This window comes from Streptomyces sp. NBC_01210, assembly GCF_036010325.1.
Lineage (GTDB): Bacteria > Actinomycetota > Actinomycetes > Streptomycetales > Streptomycetaceae > Streptomyces.
This window is the reverse complement of sequence record NZ_CP108549.1, coordinates 8,537,046-8,553,500: the sequence shown is the minus strand read 5'-3', so window position 1 is coordinate 8,553,500 and position 16,455 is coordinate 8,537,046. Positions and strand designations below refer to the sequence as shown.

The 16,455-nt window shown below is 68.5% G+C and carries 17 protein-coding genes and 2 pseudogenes; 8 read left to right on the top strand and 11 right to left on the bottom strand.

Annotated features, from left to right (window positions below; translation table 11 throughout):
• Nucleotides 1-57 precede the first annotated feature (57 nt).
• From OG735_RS38565 to OG735_RS38540, 6 genes and pseudogenes are all read right to left on the bottom strand, one after another.
• Nucleotides 58-343: pseudogene (locus tag OG735_RS38565) on the bottom strand (GNAT family N-acetyltransferase); the annotation flags it as partial.
• Nucleotides 344-424: 81 nt separating this feature from the next.
• Nucleotides 425-715, bottom strand: a complete 291-nt coding sequence (locus tag OG735_RS38560; RefSeq protein ID WP_442812561.1) for a YkvA family protein — start codon at nucleotides 713-715, stop codon at nucleotides 425-427.
• 127 nt (nucleotides 716-842) lie between these two features.
• Nucleotides 843-1,814 (bottom strand): NAD(P)-dependent alcohol dehydrogenase, encoded by a 972-nt coding sequence (locus OG735_RS38555; protein WP_327327789.1) that lies wholly within the window; start codon nucleotides 1,812-1,814, stop codon nucleotides 843-845.
• Nucleotides 1,811-2,044, bottom strand: a complete 234-nt coding sequence (locus tag OG735_RS38550) for a helix-turn-helix transcriptional regulator (protein WP_327327788.1) — start codon at nucleotides 2,042-2,044, stop codon at nucleotides 1,811-1,813. The genes OG735_RS38555 and OG735_RS38550 overlap by 4 nt, the downstream gene beginning before the upstream one ends.
• Nucleotides 2,038-2,466: a hypothetical protein gene (locus OG735_RS38545; RefSeq protein ID WP_327327787.1), complete on the bottom strand. Its 429-nt coding sequence runs from the start codon at nucleotides 2,464-2,466 to the stop codon at nucleotides 2,038-2,040. Before OG735_RS38545 ends, OG735_RS38550 begins: the two co-directional genes overlap by 7 nt.
• A gap of 611 nt (nucleotides 2,467-3,077) precedes the next feature.
• Entirely contained in the window at nucleotides 3,078-3,536 is a 459-nt protein-coding gene (locus tag OG735_RS38540) for an Asp23/Gls24 family envelope stress response protein (RefSeq protein WP_327327786.1), read from the bottom strand.
• A gap of 288 nt (nucleotides 3,537-3,824) precedes the next feature.
• Here OG735_RS38540 and OG735_RS38535 point away from each other — a divergent pair.
• Nucleotides 3,825-4,084: pseudogene (locus OG735_RS38535) on the top strand (monooxygenase); the annotation flags it as partial.
• 139 nt (nucleotides 4,085-4,223) lie between these two features.
• Here OG735_RS38535 and OG735_RS38530 read toward each other — a convergent pair.
• The gene (locus tag OG735_RS38530) at nucleotides 4,224-5,780 is read right to left on the bottom strand and encodes a glycerol-3-phosphate dehydrogenase/oxidase (RefSeq protein WP_327327785.1); all 1,557 of its coding nucleotides are present in this window, start codon (nucleotides 5,778-5,780) and stop codon (nucleotides 4,224-4,226) included.
• Nucleotides 5,777-6,376, bottom strand: a complete 600-nt coding sequence (locus OG735_RS38525) for a TetR/AcrR family transcriptional regulator (protein WP_327327784.1) — start codon at nucleotides 6,374-6,376, stop codon at nucleotides 5,777-5,779. Before OG735_RS38525 ends, OG735_RS38530 begins: the two co-directional genes overlap by 4 nt.
• A 69-nt stretch (nucleotides 6,377-6,445) precedes the next feature.
• On the opposite strand from OG735_RS38525, the gene OG735_RS38520 reads away from it, so the two are divergent.
• The gene (locus OG735_RS38520) at nucleotides 6,446-8,041 is read left to right on the top strand and encodes an FAD-binding oxidoreductase (RefSeq protein WP_327327783.1); all 1,596 of its coding nucleotides are present in this window, start codon (nucleotides 6,446-6,448) and stop codon (nucleotides 8,039-8,041) included.
• Between the two features lie 29 nt (nucleotides 8,042-8,070).
• Nucleotides 8,071-8,952, top strand: coding sequence for a diacylglycerol/lipid kinase family protein (locus tag OG735_RS38515; RefSeq protein ID WP_327327782.1), 882 nt, complete (start codon nucleotides 8,071-8,073; stop codon nucleotides 8,950-8,952).
• Between the two features lie 27 nt (nucleotides 8,953-8,979).
• Here the strand turns inward: OG735_RS38515 and OG735_RS38510 are convergent, their stop codons facing one another.
• Complete coding sequence (locus OG735_RS38510; protein ID WP_327327781.1) at nucleotides 8,980-9,366, bottom strand: nuclear transport factor 2 family protein; 387 nt, start codon at nucleotides 9,364-9,366, stop codon at nucleotides 8,980-8,982.
• 91 nt (nucleotides 9,367-9,457) lie between these two features.
• Entirely contained in the window at nucleotides 9,458-11,164 is a 1,707-nt protein-coding gene (locus OG735_RS38505) for an RICIN domain-containing protein (RefSeq protein ID WP_327327780.1), read from the bottom strand.
• 797 nt (nucleotides 11,165-11,961) lie between these two features.
• Between OG735_RS38505 and OG735_RS38500 the strand changes: the two genes are divergently transcribed.
• From OG735_RS38500 to OG735_RS38480, 5 genes are all read left to right on the top strand, one after another.
• The gene (locus tag OG735_RS38500; RefSeq protein WP_327327779.1) at nucleotides 11,962-12,312 is read left to right on the top strand and encodes a MerR family transcriptional regulator; all 351 of its coding nucleotides are present in this window, start codon (nucleotides 11,962-11,964) and stop codon (nucleotides 12,310-12,312) included.
• Nucleotides 12,313-12,741: 429 nt separating this feature from the next.
• On the top strand, nucleotides 12,742-12,945 hold the full coding sequence (locus tag OG735_RS38495; RefSeq protein ID WP_069775160.1) for a cold-shock protein: 204 nt from the start codon (nucleotides 12,742-12,744) through the stop codon (nucleotides 12,943-12,945).
• A 359-nt stretch (nucleotides 12,946-13,304) separates the two neighbouring features.
• Entirely contained in the window at nucleotides 13,305-14,852 is a 1,548-nt protein-coding gene (locus tag OG735_RS38490) for a DEAD/DEAH box helicase (protein WP_327327778.1), read from the top strand.
• Nucleotides 14,853-14,911: 59 nt separating this feature from the next.
• Nucleotides 14,912-15,310 (top strand): CBS domain-containing protein, encoded by a 399-nt coding sequence (locus tag OG735_RS38485; RefSeq protein ID WP_327327777.1) that lies wholly within the window; start codon nucleotides 14,912-14,914, stop codon nucleotides 15,308-15,310.
• Nucleotides 15,311-15,364: 54 nt separating this feature from the next.
• Nucleotides 15,365-15,673, top strand: a complete 309-nt coding sequence (locus tag OG735_RS38480) for an SCO5918 family protein (protein ID WP_327327776.1) — start codon at nucleotides 15,365-15,367, stop codon at nucleotides 15,671-15,673.
• A gap of 88 nt (nucleotides 15,674-15,761) precedes the next feature.
• Here OG735_RS38480 and OG735_RS38475 read toward each other — a convergent pair whose 3' ends face one another.
• The gene (locus OG735_RS38475) at nucleotides 15,762-16,319 is read right to left on the bottom strand and encodes a hypothetical protein (protein WP_327327775.1); all 558 of its coding nucleotides are present in this window, start codon (nucleotides 16,317-16,319) and stop codon (nucleotides 15,762-15,764) included.
• Nucleotides 16,320-16,455: the final 136 nt, after the last annotated feature.

Below are 16,455 nucleotides of genomic sequence, written 5' to 3'. Positions count from 1 at the left end.
TGGGGTTGTTTTCTCTACTGCCGGTGCCGCAAGGCCCTGGCGATGTCTTGCGGTCCGTCAGGTCCGGCCGCGTGTCTGCGCAGGCACGTCGAACGAGATCCACACATCGGGCGGCAGGTTGGGCCGACCCAGTACTGGTCTGCGTTCCTCGGTCCACGCCTCAGGGGCAAATCTTGGTGGCGACGCGGCGCCAGAAGCGCACTGCGGTGACGTTGTCGTCCTGGAAGGCGACTTCCCACGGACCCGGATGTTTGGCCACCACCTCCTGGACAGCACGCAATCCGATCCCGGCTCTCCGTGCCCCGCGTACGACGAAGAAGCTGTTCAGTACGCGCGCCCGGCCGCCAAGGATAGGGACTGTCCGGCCCGATGTGACAGGAGTTCGAAAGGCTGGGATACGTCGGCCTGTTGTGCCGATACTGCATCAGCGTCGGCGGGCCACGTCCGCGCTTTGCGCCGCAGCCTGGAGCGAGCGCAGTGCGAGCAGCAGAAAGCCGATGTCGTCGAGGAGGACCGGGTCCGGCAGCAGGTCGACCGGACTCACCAGGTAGATCATGGCACCCCAGAAGACCGCTTTGTTCTCCATCGGAATTCCGGCATCCCGCAGCTGCCGCCGTGCCTTCACAAGTCTGACCACGAGCACGCCGGCCAGCACGACGGTGGTGGCGATCAGGACCGTGGCGACTGCCACCACCACCCACATTTCGGTATGCACGACTTCTCCCACCTCCCAGCTCTCATCAGAACAGGTACCCCGAGAACGGCTACCCCGCTCCGGCGGAGGCTCTCACCCGGGTGCCGTCGGACGGGTGGCGCGGATCCGTTCAGGACCTCAGGAGACCTCACACCGTGATGACGATCTTGCCGCAGGCATGGCCGGCCCTCAGGTACTGAATGGCCTGGGGAACCTCACTCAGCGAGTACGTCCTGTCGACGATCGGAGTGAGTTTGCCTGCCTCGATCAGCTTCCCCAGCAACTGGAGGTCCTCCTGCTTCTCCGTGGACACCAGCATCCGCAGTTTCTGACTCACGAACGGTGACAGCACCGCTGCCCGGAGCGCGCGGTCCACGCCCTCGAGCCACCGTCCTCCCCCTTCGGATCCGACGATGACGAGACTTCCCCGCGGATCGAGAGCACGCCGCAGGTGTGCCAACGAACGACCACCCGCTGTGTCGAGGATCAGGTCGTAGCGCCGCGGCCCGTCCGCGAAGTCCTCGCGTGTGTAGTCGATGACGTCGTCGGCGCCGATCGAGCGGACCAGGTCCGTCTTCTTCGTGCTGCACACACCGGTGACATTCGCTCCGAACTCCTTGGCCAGCTGCACCGCGAACGTCCCGACGCCTCCGCCCGCACCGATGACCAGCACCTTCTGCCCCGCCTGGACCTGTGCACTGCGGCGAAGACCCTGGAGGGCGGCAAACGCGGAGGAGGGGACTGCCGCCGCCTGCTCGAAGGTGACGTTCGCCGGCTTGGGCGCGAACTTGTCCTGGCGCGCGCAGGCGTACTCGGCGTAGGAGCCCGCACAGGTGCCGAACACCTCGTCACCGGGCTGGAACCGGCTCACGTTCCGACCGACTGCCTCGACACGCCCCGCGACGTCCAGACCCGGAACACGGGTTTTGGGTCTGCGCAGCCCGAATCCTACGATGCGAAGGAGGTACGGCAGGCCCGTGACGAGGTGCCAGACTCCCTGGTCGACGCCGGCGGCGTGAACGCGTACGAGCACGTCGTCATCGCCGACGACCGGCTTGTCGATCTCCTTGAGTTCCAGGCCATCGGGTGACCGGTACGTCTCCCGGACTATTGCCTTCATGGTGTCTTTCCTTCGCTGTCCGGGTACTGGAACACAGTGTCGAGCGGGACGGTGAACACCCTGGCGATCTGAAATGCCAGTTCGAGTGAAGGCGAATATCTGCCTTGCTCGATGGCAATGACGGTCTGGCGTGACACACCGATGCGTTCTGCCAGATCCGCTTGCGTCATCTCTCCGTGCGCGAACCGGAGGGCCCGGATCGCGTTCGTGACCCTGGTGGGCTTCACCATGGCTGGAAGCCTCGGCGATACGCGACGATCTTGGCCGTGGAACCGAGGATCGCCGACAGTACGAACGCCAGGTAGACCGCGTTGGCGATCCAGAAGTAGTCCAGCTCGGCCATCGACATACCGAGCGCTGCCACTCCCCCGATGACGACGAATGACTGCCCGATGTGTTCGCCGAACCGATTGATCTCCCTGTCGCGCTGATCCTTCTTGCGGGTGTCCTTCGGCGAGAACATCGCCATGAGCATATGGAGCACGATCGACGCTGCGATCGAGATGCCCAAGGCCCACAACAACGTCGCCACATACGACACCTCGACGAGAGGGGTATCCCCCGTTCGCCCAAGAATGACGACGAGGTAGCCCACGTACGTACTGACCGCGAGCACCCCCATGGCCCATGCGCTCTTCTCTTCGAATGGCATACCGTGAATGTAAAGCAACACAGACACCGTGTCAAAGTTTCTTGACACGCTCTGCGCGGTCGGCCCCCGGCCCTCCCAAGGCGGGTGCCACCAGTGACATAGGGGCGCGAGCCGGAGCGAACGCGCCTGCCGCGCGTGCCCCTTCGCTTCATCGTCGCGTTCACCTGGCGACTGCCGGCGTACGAGCGCAACAAGCACGGGGAAGTGTGGTTCTTCCGTGGGCTGATCCAGTGCGCGGCACAGGCATGGAGGCAGGCACGGACACTCCCCTCCGGGGCGCCGGAAGGGCCGGTGCGTCCGGCAAGGAGGCCAGTACGACCGCCAACTCCTCAATGGTGCAGGTGAGTTCACCGACCCATTCGATACAGCGTCCGGCGTCCCACGGCCCGCTCTGTGGCGCGCAACTGCTCCAGAAGCGTGCCGATGGCGGCCAGGGGACTAGACCGAGTCTCCAGAGTGAAGACGGCCTTGTGCACCGCGAACTGCCGGCCAGGACACAGCCCCTCGCGCGACAGCCAACTCGCCTCGATTGAACGGTGGTTGACCGCCGACCTGAGCCTGACGGTTGTCGTGCGACAACTGCATGCATTCGACCGTGCGGCCGTCAGGCGTCATCGCACTCTGGCGCCCTTGACTCCGCTGCTTCCTTCGTCGTCATCGTCGTCGGAGCCGGGCACGTAGACGTCAAGCACGTTGATGTTGATCTCGACGACTTCCAGGCCGGTCATCGTCTCAACGGCGTCCGTCACATTGCTGCGGATGTTCTTGGCGGCCTCCATGATCGGAACGCCGTACTCGACGACGATACCGATGTCGATGGCCGTCTGCTTCTCCCCGACCTCGGCCTTGACACCGCGACCGGGGTCGGAGGACCGGGACATTTTGTCCCGGACCGCACCCATCGCTCTGGAAGCTCCTCCACCTACAGAATGAATGCCGTACGTGTCCCGAACCGCGATTCCCGCAATAGTGGCTACCACGGAATCGGCAATCGTGGTCGTGCCGCGCACGCTGTCCCCGTCGGCGCTCTCCTCCAGAGTGGTCGCGCCTGGGCGGTCGATACTGGCCATCGGAGATCCTCCGCACAGAGTCGGTTCCTCTCATCGGCGGAGTGGACCCTGACATGGGACTCCTCACCGCCCGAACCCCCACTCCACTGTGCTCCTGGCCTTTGGCATCCGCCATTCGGGCGAATCCACCACCAAGACGTGCCACGCCACACCACGCCCCGTCCCGGTGCGCGGCACATCACTGCTCCCGCAGCTTGCAGGGCGTCGAGGCCGAGCACCGGGCCAGGGGACCACGCACAGCGGAGGGATAGTTGGCGGCGGGGCGCGGGCGAACGCCACGCTGTTGTTATCGGGGGCAGCCTCGCGAGAATCCCGGCGGCACACGTGCTCGCCGAGCACGCCGACAGGGTGACGGTCGTCGGGCGACCACTTCCCCCGAGGACCCCGAGCCGCGCCCCGGCGCGCCACAGGGCAGGCACGCCCATGTGCTGCTCGAGAACGGACAGCTCGCGTTGGACGCTCCGCTGCCGCGCTTCATGGCCGAGTTGAGGGTCTCGGGCGCACCGCGGCTCGGCATGCCGTCGGGCATGGTGCAGTGGGAGAGCGGGGCGCACGGCGGCGACTTCGTACATCGGCCCCCGCTCAGTGACCCGCAAGGAGCTTCACGGCCAGGCCCCCTGCCCGGTCACGCCTCGAAGGCAACGAGGAGGACCGGCCACCCCGGCCGGACGCGGCCTCGGTGTGAGCTCAGCGGGCGAGTGCGCTGCGGGCGGCTTCGCACGCCGCTTGGCGGTCGTGCGGGACGAGGCCGATACGGGTGCGCCGGTCGAGAATGTCGGACTCGTCGAGGGCTCCCTCGTGGCGGACCGCCCACACCAGTTCGGCGCCGGTGACGGGGTGTCCGGGAACCACGGGCAGGGCCAGAGACGGGTCGGCGAGGCCGAGTGCGTGGACCGCCGGGGCTTCCGATCCGTAGCGGCGGACCAGGCGTCGGGGTGCGGCAAGCGTCGCGAGCGTGCCGGGCCGGGCGGCGCCGACAAGCGGGATCGAGGTCGTGCGGCACCGGTCGGCGCTCAGACCGCTCCCGGTGACGGCGGCGTCGACGGCGTCCTGGGCCATCCGCCGGTAGGTGGTGAGCTTGCCGCCGACGACCGTGACCACACCCTGGGTTGATGTCACAACGGCGTGCTTTCGGGAGATGTCGGCGGTGCGGCCCGTGTCCGACGTCGTGGTGTCCAGGAGCGGACGCAGCCCGGCGAATGCTCCCACCACCGAATCCCGGGTGATGGATATGTCGAGGGCCGAGCCCAACACGTCGAGGAGGAAGCCGATGTCCGTCTCGGGCACTTCCGGCACGTCCGGGATGGCGCCGTCGATCGGCTCGTCGGTCAGCCCCACGTAGACCCGGCCGTCACCCTGTGGCAGCACGAGCACGAACCTGTTGGGCTCCCCCGGGATCGGGATGTGCATACCGGCGGTGAGGCTGCCGATCTCCTCCGAGCGCAGGACCACATGCGTGCCGCGAGAGGGGCGCAGCCGTACGTCGTCGACGAGGCTGCCCGCCCAGACCCCCGTGGCGTTGATGACCGTGCGGGCGCGGATCTCCAGTTCCTCTCCGGTGAGTTCGTCGCGGACCCTGGCGCCGGAGCCGGTGAGCGAGAGCGCGCGGGTGCGGGTGAGGGTGCGGGCGCCGTGCGCGGCCGCTGTGCGGGCTATCGCGGTCACCAGGCGTGCGTCGTCGGTGAGTTGGCCGTCCCAGGACAGCAGTCCCCCGCGCAGGCCCGTCGGCCGCAGTGCCGGGACCATGTGCCGCGTCTCCACCGTGGAGAGGGTACGGGGAGCGGGCAGGGTGGTGCGTGAGGTGCGGGCGGAGGCACGCAGGAGGTCGCCGGCCTTGAAGCCGGCCCAGGCAAGCGCAGCCTGGCCGCGGGAGACCAGTGGGGTGAGCGGCAGGACGAAGGGCTGGGCCCGTACCAGGTGGGGGGCGGTGCGTTCCATGAGGACGCCGCGTTCGACGGCGCTTTCGTGGGCGACGTCGAGCTGGCCCGTGGCGAGGTAGCGCAGTCCGCCGTGGATGAGCTTCGAGCTCCAGCGTGAGGTCCCGAACGCCAGGTCATGGGCGTCGATGGCGGCGACGCTCAACCCGCGTGAGGCGGCGTCGAGTGCGGCTCCGGCGCCCGTCGCGCCGAGTCCGACGACAAGGACGTCGACGCGGGCTCCGTCGGCGAGTTCGGTGAGCTCGCGGCGTCGGCGTGCCGCGCTGAGCGAGGAGGGGGCAGGAGCACGGCCACTCGAGCGGCTCATGGCGTAAGGGTCCTCTCCAGAAGGGTCCGCAGCTCTTCGAGGAAGGCTGCTTCGGTGAGTTCAGGGTCGGTTTCGTCGGTCATCGTGCGCAGCGAGAGCGTGAAGGACTGGGCGACGAGCAGCAGGGAGCGGGCCTGAAGGTCGGGGTTCATCCGGCGGACGGACCCGTCGGCGTGGCCCTCCCGCAGGGCACCGGTGACGAGCCCCAGCAGTGCGTCCTGGCTGGTGCCCCGGTGGTCGAGCACATAGGGCAGCAGCAGCTCGGGGTCCACGTCGATGATCTTGCGGAAGAGCGGATGGGCGCGAAAGGCGGCGACTCCGGCGACCATTCCGTCGATGAGCCGGGTCCGGGTGGGGACGTCGGGCTCCGGGCCGGTCATCGTGCCGACGGCGAGTGCGATCCACTCCCGGGTCATCACGTCGCCGACCAGGGTCCGTACGTCCGGCCAGCGGCGGTAGAGCGTCATACGGGACACTCCGGCACGCCGGGCCACGTCGGTCAGGGTGGTGCGGCGTACGCCGACAGCCAGGACACAGTCGCGTGCCGCGTCGAGAACGGCATCTACGTCCGAACGGTTGTGACGAATGGGCGTCATCTGTCACAGTGTAATCGCAGTGCAGGCCGTACGGCACGGCGACCCGCAAAACCGAGGGTGAGGATCCAAGTGGACATGTTGTGGAGCGGCTGGGGAGACCCGGCCAAGGCGGCCCCGCTGCCCGACACGGTGGTCGGCCTGCTGCGCGACCTGCTGGGCGTCGCGCCGAGGGAGAGCGGCCCCGCGCACATCGGCAGCATCCCCGCTCCCGACTCCCCCCTCACCGACAAGACCCGTCAGGCGCTCGTCGACTGCCTGGGGGACGCCACTCATCTGCGCACCGACGCAGAGACACGCATCCGGCACACCCGGGGCAAGTCCACCCCCGACCTGCTGCGCATCCGGGCCGGCGAGGTCGACGACATACCGGCAGCTGTCGCACTGCCGGGCAGCCACGACGAGGTACTCGCCCTGCTGCGAGTCTGCGCCGACCACGGCGTGTCCGCCGTGCCGTTCGGAGGCGGAACCTCCGTCGTCGGCGGACTGGCCCCCGAGGCGCAGCGCTGCTTCATCGCGCTGGACCTGCGCCGACTGGACAGTCTGGTCGCGCTCGACGAGGTCTCCCGTACCGCCGTTCTGCAGCCCGGGCTGCGCGCACCCGAGTGCGAGGCGCTCCTCAACGAACAGGGCTTCACCCTGGGCCACTTCCCGCAGTCGTACGAGTGGGCCTCGATCGGTGGGTTCGCCGCGGCGCGTTCCAGCGGCCAGGCCTCGGCCGGATACGGCCGGTTCGACGACATGGTGCTCGGCCTCACCGTGGCCACCCCGGAAGGCACCCTGGAACTGGGACGCGCGCCCCGCTCGGCGGCAGGACCGGATCTGCGCCAGCTGATCCTCGGCTCCGAGGGAGCGCTGGGTGTCATCACATCGGTGACCGTGCGGATCCGGCCCGTGCCGCAAACCAAGATCTACGAAGGCTGGCGCTTCTCGTCCTTCGAGGCGGGCGCGCTGGCACTGCGCAAGCTCGCCCAGGACGGTCCGCTGCCGACCGTACTGCGGCTGTCGGACGAAACGGAGACCTTCATCGGCCTCGCGCAGCCGGACGCCATCGGCGGGTCCGACGCCCCGCAGGCGGCCGGCTGCATGGCGATCGCCGGCTACGAGGGCACCGCTGAGGACACTGCGGACCGGCGCGCCCGGGCCCGAGAGGTGCTGCTCGCCTGCGGCGGTGAATTCCTCGGCGCAGAACCGGGCGACCGGTGGGCCCACGGCCGCTACAACGCCCCATACCTGCGTGACGCGCTGCTGGACGCCGGCGCGTTCGCCGAGACCCTGGAGACGGCGACGTTCTGGTCCGGCCTGCCGGCACTGTACGACGCGGTGCGCCAGGCTCTCACCACGACCCTGACCGACGCAGGCACCCCGCCCCTGGTCATGTGCCACATCTCCCATGTGTACGAGAACGGCGCGTCCCTCTACTTCACCGTGGTCTCGGCGCAGGGGGACGATCCGGTCGCCCACTGGGCCCCCGTCAAGCAGGCCGCCAACGACGCGATCCTTCTCGCCGGCGGCACCATCAGCCATCATCACGGAGTCGGCACCGACCACCGCGACTGGTACGCGCGGGAGATCGGCCCTGTCGGAGTCAACATCCTGCAGGCCGTCAAGAACGAGATCGACCCGTCCGGGGTCCTCAACCCCGGCGTCCTCATCCCCGTCCGCTGACTTGCCCCGTGCCGACCGGAGGCGCATTCATGCGACATTTCACAGCCATCGTCAACCCCACCGCAGGCGGTTCCAGCGGTACGGCGGCCCTGCTTCCGCTGGCTCGCCTCCTGCGGGAGGCCGGGGCGCAGCTCGACACCCAGTACAGCCGCAGCCTGGAACACGCACGGGAAGTAGCGCAGCAGGCCGGCGAGCGCGGGCACGTCGTGCTCGCGGTGGGCGGCGACGGGATCGCCGGCTGTGTCGGCGGGGCACTGAGTGGCACTGACACCCTGTTCAGCATCGTCCCGGCCGGCCGGGGCAACGACTTTGCCCGCGCGCTCGGACTTCCGGCCGACGCACCCGCCCTGGCCGAAGTGCTGCTCAACGGCTCGCCTCGGGCGATCGACACCATCCAGGTCGAATCAGCCGTGCACCCCGGGACATGCGTGCTGGGCAGTGTGTACGCGGGAGTCGACGCGGTGGCCAACCAGTACGCCAACACCGCCCGGCTGCTGAGGGGCGCCGCCTCGTACTACGCGGGCGGCATGCGTGCCGTGCTGACCTGGCGACCCGTCTCCTACCGCATCACCGTGGACGGCGTGCTTCACGAACGGCGCGGCTACACGGTCGTGGCCGCCAACTCCCGCTTCTACGGGTTCGGCCGCCAGATCGCCCCCGACGCACGGCTCGACGACGGCCTGCTGGACGTGGTCGTGATCCGGCATGCACCCAAGCGGCTGTTTTTCGCGATCATGAATGAGCTCAAGACAGGGGCGCACGTGCAGCGCCCGGAGGTGGAGATCCTGCGGGGCAAGGAGATTCGCATCGAGGCCGATCGCGATATCCCCTACGGCGCGGACGGCGAGATCGAGGCGACGCTCCCGGTGACGGCGAGGGTGCAGCCGGGGGCACTCACCGTGCTCTGCTGACGCGGAGGTGCGCCTCGCACCGTTGAGTTACACAGACTCGGGCGGAATGGGCGTGGCCTGGTGAAAGTACATGCGCCATGTCCCATCCGCAGGCTGCTTGCGCCAGAGCGAAGCCCGCCGTGCCCGGACTCCACCGATCGTGGTCTCGTAGGTGACATGCACCAGCCCGGGCGCCAGCAGAACACCGGTCACATGAGAGGGCTCATAGCGCGGACCGTTTTCTCCGCCGCCCTGCATCTCCGGCAGCTCGGCAAGCATTTCCTCATACGTCCACCGCCGACCCGAAGCACCGACCTCTACGAACTCCGGGTCCAGCAGCTGCCGGGCAAGCGACCGTGACGATCGCACGCTGGGGTCCATCAGACGCAGTTCGCCCGCGATCGCTTCGCGTACCTCATCCGTCTCTCCGCTCATACAGGCATCTTCGTCCCGGCAGCCGAGTCCTTCGCAAACCGAGATACCGCGCGGCGCCGGCCCGCCCGCACACAGCTCTCCGCAACACGCTTCAGTTCTGTTGGGAGACGCCGGCGGTCCAGCGCTGGTCGCTGTCTCCGTCAACCGGGTCGAAGTCGAGCAGACTGCCCTCGGAGCTGCCCAAGGGTTCAAGGGCGAAGTCCGGCGCGACCTGTGGGCGTATGGCTCCTGATCCATCAACGGTGAAGAGAAGATTCAGGCCGTTCTTGCCGTTGACGGAGGCGCAGGACCAGATGCCGACGCCGCGGTCGGTGTCGCCGCGCGAGTCCAGGCAGAAATCGGGATCTGCGTTACTGCGCAGGAGGCCGATGGAGTCCAGACTCCACTGCTGGGTCAGGGCGCCACTGCAGCGCACGGTGACGACATCGGTGCGGTCTGCCATCACACCGTTCACGATGTCCAGGCACAGACCGGAATCCGTGTGAACGACCTGGGTGTAGCCGCCCCCCGGGACGATCGGCACCGGCCGGCGCGGGACGCTCTTCGACGGAGCGGGCGCCGCAGGCTTGGGGGCAGGAGGATTGGCGGCAGCGGCCGACGTGGTGGGGCTCGGCGAGCGTGAGGGCTTCTTCGACGGCTCCAGGCTGGGGCTCGTCGACGGGGCGGGAACGGGCACGGCCGCGGTGGGCCAGGCTTCCCGGAGCGGGGGCTCCTCCGCGCGGTCGCGTGCCGGACCGGAGTCCTCGGATGCGGTCGCCAGCAGAGTGCCTGCGACAACAACGGCCGCGGCCGCCACAGCGACGAGGACGACGGTCCGGGACAGCCGCCTCGCGCCGTTCCGCGGCGTCTGCTCGCTCTGCGGCGACTCCGCCGAGGCGGTGGACGCGGACATGCCTGCCGTGGGGGCCGACCGGTCGGACTGGACCGGTACGGCGTCGAGCAGGCCGCGCACGGGACCGCGCGCCGCGTAGGCCGCTCCGCCCCACCGGAGCAGGCCCTCAGCCAACACAGTCCGGGGGTCGTCCGCCAGCCGCGGCAGCTCCGCGACCAGCCGTGTACAGCTGGGACATTCCGTCAGATGGAGCGTCAGATCCTCGCTGCGCCGCCGGTCCCCCGGCCGCGCCGCCGCCTCGATGATGCGGCGGAATCCCAGACATTTTCTGTCCCCGCCCTGCTCCAGATATGCCCGGAGATAGGCCTGGCGCATGGCGTTCTGCGCCTTGTCCCGCAACTCGGGAACGATGTTCGGGTCGACGTTGAGGAAGGTGGCGACCGTGGCGTCCGGCTCCTCGTCGACCACCGCGTACCAGAGGACGCCCCGTGTCAGCTCCGGCAGCCGGTAGAAGCCGGTCAGCATGGCCGACGACGCCTCGAGCCGGAGGCGCCGGGATTCAGGCAGATCTGTTGCGCTGAAGTCGGCAGTGTCATCGATCCATGCCACGAAGTCGGATTCGAGCCGGTCCCGGCGACCGTCGGCGGCCCAGCTGAGCCCCACCCGCTGAACAAGCATCAGCAGATGGTGACGCCAGTTCCCCTGGGGCTCAATGCCCCGGCACGCCTCCCGGGCGGCGAGGCCGAAGGCCTGGACGGCCAGTTGGTTCCCAGCGACCTGATTGCGTCCGCAGAGCCGGGCGTAGGTGAGAACAGCAGGCAGGTGGCGGCGCTTGAGCTCCTGGATGGCGGGATAGGCGGGCGGGGCACCGGCGCGGATGCGTTCGGTGAGCCCCGCGTCCGACAGGGCGGTGTAGAGCAGTTTCTCGTCCGCGGAATCGGGACCGACCTTGTGGAGTTCTGGCACCCTGTTGACTCCTCGTTCACTACCGCGCGACCGACCCACCTGCCCAGGCGGAAACACGCCGTTGTTACCAGCAGGAAACAAGAGCCCATAGTGAAGCAGCCGGATCAGCAGGGAAAGATGTTTCCGTGGGTAAGTCGTCACCGACGGCCGCCCCCGTGCCCGTGTCTGCACCGTGGAGGTGCTGCATCAGCGGCAAGCGCGACTGCGGCATTCGATGAATGCCACAAGTGGCGCACCGCCAACTGGTGCCGATGTCCGTACTTGAACCCGCCGGAGCCCTCCCCCTCTCCCAACCGCCGGAGACCGGCAGGTCCTGCCTTCCTGCTCCTGTACACCGCCTGGGCCGGTGGCCCGGCTTCGGACCGCTGCAGCAGTGCGACGATATTTTCTCTCCAGGACCAGGAAAATCTATCGCGTCCAGGGTAGAAATTACCCGCCTTCACGGTTAGAGTTTCTCGCGTAGCCGACGAAGTCAGCGCACGCGACAGAGTCGGCCCGGGCGGCCTCCGGGCTCGCCCTGCAGTACCGCAGTTCTCAGAGCAGTACGACACAACCAGAGAGGAGCAGACGCCATCAGGATCGCCCGGGCGAGGATCCAGTACGCCCGGGTACCGCAGGCCCCGATTGGAAGGTGGTCCCCGGTCACGCATCCGCGATCCCCGCACCTCCGCCCTCAGGGACGGACACGCGGAACAAGAAAGCCAGCGCACAGCGCCGGCAGATGGTGTTGATACCCCTCGGGGCCCTGGCGTGTACGCGCCGGGGCCCCTCGACGCGCGTTCCAGAAAGAGGTGCAAATGCCCCCAGAAACTCCACCGCACACCACCAGCGACCGATTCGATGATGACGACTACCCCGCCTACACCATGGGTCGCGCCGCCGAAATGATCGGCGCCACGCCCGGCTTCCTCCGGGCCGTCGGCGAAGCCCGTCTGATCACCCCACTGCGATCCGAAGGCGGCCATCGCCGCTACTCCCGCTACCAACTGCGCATCGCCGCTCGCGCACGCGAACTGGTCGACAGCGGGACACCGATCGACGCAGCCTGCCGCATCGTCATTCTGGAAGACCAGCTCGAGGAAGCCCTGCGCATCAACGAGGAACTGCGCCGGCCCACGGCAGACTCGGGCGGGGCAGTCGGCTCCTGACTGCGCCTGAGCATCGGCGAACCCTCGCCCCGGCCACGAAGGCCGGACAGGCGTGCTGTTCGCCGGCCCGGCGAAGAGGCCGCGTTTCCACGCCCGACACCGCCTCGGCGGCTCCCTCCGTTCCGCCCCCATGCGCTCCGCGCACTCGAGTATCTATTGCCGCAGGCACAGATATTCGGCCAATGCGCGATGAGGGTTTATGGCACGGCGGGCGGAGTGATATTACTCGCCGCGCCCGGCCGCTTGCGCCGTGCTACCGTTGTTCTCAGTTGCAGTTGTGGTTCCCAAAGACTTCAAGTGCTCGTACCGGCGTTAATTCCGGAGCGTGCACTTCTGTATTGCCGGATACTTTCCGGACGGGGCAATCATCGCGGCGACGCGGAGCTCGCACAGTGCGGGCACCGGGCACTGCCCCGAAGGAGATATGACATGGCTACTGGCACCGTCAAGTGGTTCAACGCGGAAAAGGGTTTCGGCTTCATCGAGCAGGACGGCGGCGGCGCTGACGTGTTCGCCCACTACTCGAACATCGCCGCCCAGGGCTTCCGTGAGCTGCAGGAGGGCCAGAAGGTGAACTTCGACGTCACGCAGGGCCAGAAGGGCCCGCAGGCCGAGAACATCGTTCCCGCCTGACGCTGACACGCACGACGCAGCTGGGGCCCGCACCTTGGGGTGCGGGCCCCAGCTCGTTACTTTTTCCGGGTTTCAGCCAGGGCCGCAGTGGCTTCACGCGAGGCGAGAGACAATACGTTTTCTCACCGTACGGCAGTCGATCCGTCCACGGCTCCTGCCGGTCACAGGCCCGCCCGATTTCCCTGATTCGGCATCCCACGCCCTGGCGCATGTCAGTCATTTTGACGTACCGGCCCCCGTTTCTTTCGTGGCGGTCGGACTTCGTCTTCAGTTTTTGCTTCGGCTCGTTCTTGCGATTTCTGTGGCGCTCATTGCTGCCGAGAATCCCTCGATACGTGCCATATCGAGGAAGGTTCTACATGAACCGCTCAGCTCGCACGAACGACCGCTACTCCCGCACCCGCAAGGGCGGCAACGCCGGCTCCGGCAGAGGCGACGGCTTCCGTTCGCAGCCGCAGGGACGCCAGGGAGCTCCGGGCCGCTCGGCGGCCCCGCGCCGTTCCGGCGGCTACGGGCGTCGTCCCGCCGCACTGCAGGGGGAGTTCGCGCTGCCTGTCAGCATCACACCGGCGCTGCCCGCCGTCGAAGCCTTCGCCGAACTGGATATACCCGCACCCCTGCTGGCGGCGCTTCGCACCGAGGGGGTGACCGTGCCGTTCCCGATCCAGGCGGCGACGCTGCCGAACTCCCTGGCCGGCCGGGACGTGCTGGGCCGCGGGCGTACCGGTTCGGGCAAGACGCTCGCCTTCGGTCTGGCGTTGCTGGCCCGTACCGAGGGCAGGCGTGCCGAGCCCCGTCAGCCGCTGGCGCTGGTCCTGGTTCCCACCCGCGAGCTGGCTCAGCAGGTCACCGACGCGCTCACCCCCTACGCCCGGTCGCTGAAGCTGCGACTGGCCACCGTGGTCGGCGGTATGTCGATCGGCCGCCAGGCCAGTGCGCTGCGCGCCGGGGCCGAGGTCGTGGTGGCGACGCCGGGCCGCCTCAAGGACCTTATCGAGCGCAAGGACTGCCGTCTGGACCGGGTGGACATCACCGTCCTGGACGAAGCCGACCAGATGGCCGACATGGGGTTCATGCCCCAGGTCACCGAACTCCTCGACCAGGTACGCCCCGAGGGCCAGCGGATGCTGTTCTCGGCCACCCTGGACCGCAATGTCGACCTGCTGGTGCGCCGCTACCTCCACGACCCGGTGGTCCACTCCGTCGACCCCTCCGCGGGCGCGGTCACCACGATGGAGCACCACGTCCTGCATGTCCACGGCGCCGACAAGTACGCCACCACCACCGAGATCGCAGCCCGCGACGGCCGCGTGATCATGTTCCTGGACACCAAGCACGCCGTGGACCAGCTCACCAAGCACCTGCTCAACAGCGGCGTACGCGCCGCCGCGCTGCACGGCGGCAAGTCCCAGCCCCAGCGCAACCGCACCCTGGCCCAGTTCAAGACCGGCCACGTCACCGCGCTGGTGGCCACCAACGTCGCAGCCCGCGGCATCCACGTCGACAACCTCGACCTCGTCGTCAACGTCGACCCGCCCAGCGACCACAAGGACTACCTGCACCGCGGCGGCCGCACCGCCCGCGCCGGCGAGTCCGGCAGCGTCGTCACCCTGGTCCTGCCCAACCAGCGCCGCGACATGGCACGCCTCATGGCAGACGCCGGCATCACCCCGCACACCACCCACGTCCGCTCCGGCGAAGCCGAACTCAGCCGCATCACCGGCGCCCAGCCCCCCTCCGGTGTACCTGTCACCATCACCGCACCCGTGGCGGAGCGAGCGAAGCGCGGCGCCTCGTCGTCCCGCAGCCGGCGCAGCCGCCCCGCCCAGACCCGCCGCTCCCCCGCTGCATCCCAGGGGCGGACGGGCACCTCACAACGCCAGTCCTCGTTCAGAAGCGCCGCATGAAATCACAGCCCTGGCAGTCGCACTCGGCCCATTGATCCACCGAACACGAAAGGTGTCCCTTGACGCTGATTCTCACGCAGCCACGGCAGACGGCCCGCATCGAGCTGACTGCCGCCGACGCCATGACCACACCCGGACCGCAGGTCGGCGATGACATGATCGTCGACGTCGCCCTGTCCGTCCTCATCGGCGCCGGCGTGGGGCACCTGATCGTCCGCGGTGAGGACGATCGCTGTGCCGGTCTGGTCTCACGGGCCCAGCTCACCGCGTACCGCAGTGGCTCCTGGTACGCGGAGGACACGCGGTTGCGGGACATCGTCCACGACCGGGGACCGTTCACTCTGTCCGAAACGTCGCTGACCGAAGCGGAATACGCCATGCGGGCCCGTGAACTCGGCGCCTCGCCCGTGGTCGACGAGGACGGGTACATCCTCGGCGTCCTCGCCCTCGCACACTGATCTCCCCGGCCGGCCGGCCGTGTCCGCTCTTCCCTCCAACCCTGTTGAGGCACTATGCGCTGCGTCATCGCCCGCTTCCCCTTCGACCTGGTCAAGAGTGACGTGCAGCAATCGATGAAGGGCATCAAGCCCGAGCCCGTCACGGGTGAGTCCGTGACCATCGGCCGCCGCACGTTCCCCGTCAAGCAGGTGGGCGAAGTGATCACCGGACAGGATCGCCGCGATTTCACCGCCGGTGAAGTAACCAGGGCTCTCACCCGCCTCGGCTTCACCTGCCACACCGCCCCCGCAGTCGTCCATCCCCCCGTCCTCACCCCGCTGCAAACAGCCTCGGCACAGCTCGGGGCAGCGGCGCACATATGACTGAGACCGGATAGCGCTGAGGGCTCCGACGGGCCACGCTCGGAGCCCTCTTCTCGCCGGCTCACGACGGCTTCATCCGACAGCACTCTCAGTGGCCCGCGAGGAGCTTCACGCCCACGACCCCTACGCCGATCGCAGTGTCCAAGAGGCCTGAAGTGAGCGCGCTCAGCGGCCCATTGCCCATCCGCAGGCCGGTCCGCCAGCCCCACAGGAACAGGGACGCCACTTCCACCCCGGCGCTGGTCAGCAGCGCGGTGCCCAGATCCATCGCGCCCAGCGCCGACATGCCGATCAGCGCCAGTGGGCCCACGGCGCTCAGCAGCAACGGACTGGAGACATGCAACCCCGTCCGGATTTCCGCCCGGCTCGCGCTGCGCCCGGTCACGGCACGGTGCGCCTGCTCGTCGGCGACCAGCGTGGCCAGCCATACCCCGAGCGCTGTCACCGCCACGGTGAGCGCCGCCTCGGTGTGGTCGGACTCCTCTGCCCCGGCAAGGGTCACCACGACGGCGGCCAGGGTGATGGTCGCGTAGATCCGCTCCTTCAGCCGTGCGGCCGCGGTGTCGCCGGCGCGGGCGGCGGTGGCGGCCGTGGCGGCGTTCTGCTGGGGGGCGACCGGTCGCGCTTTCGGGTCCGGTGTCGTCATGCCGACCCGTCTTCGGGCACGCTGACCGCAGCGTCGGCCAGGATCAGGGTCATGCGCGCGCCCTTCCGCCGTGAAGCCACGTGCCCGAAGTACCGATTCAGTGACAAACGGTAGCCGACCGGACACGACACAGACG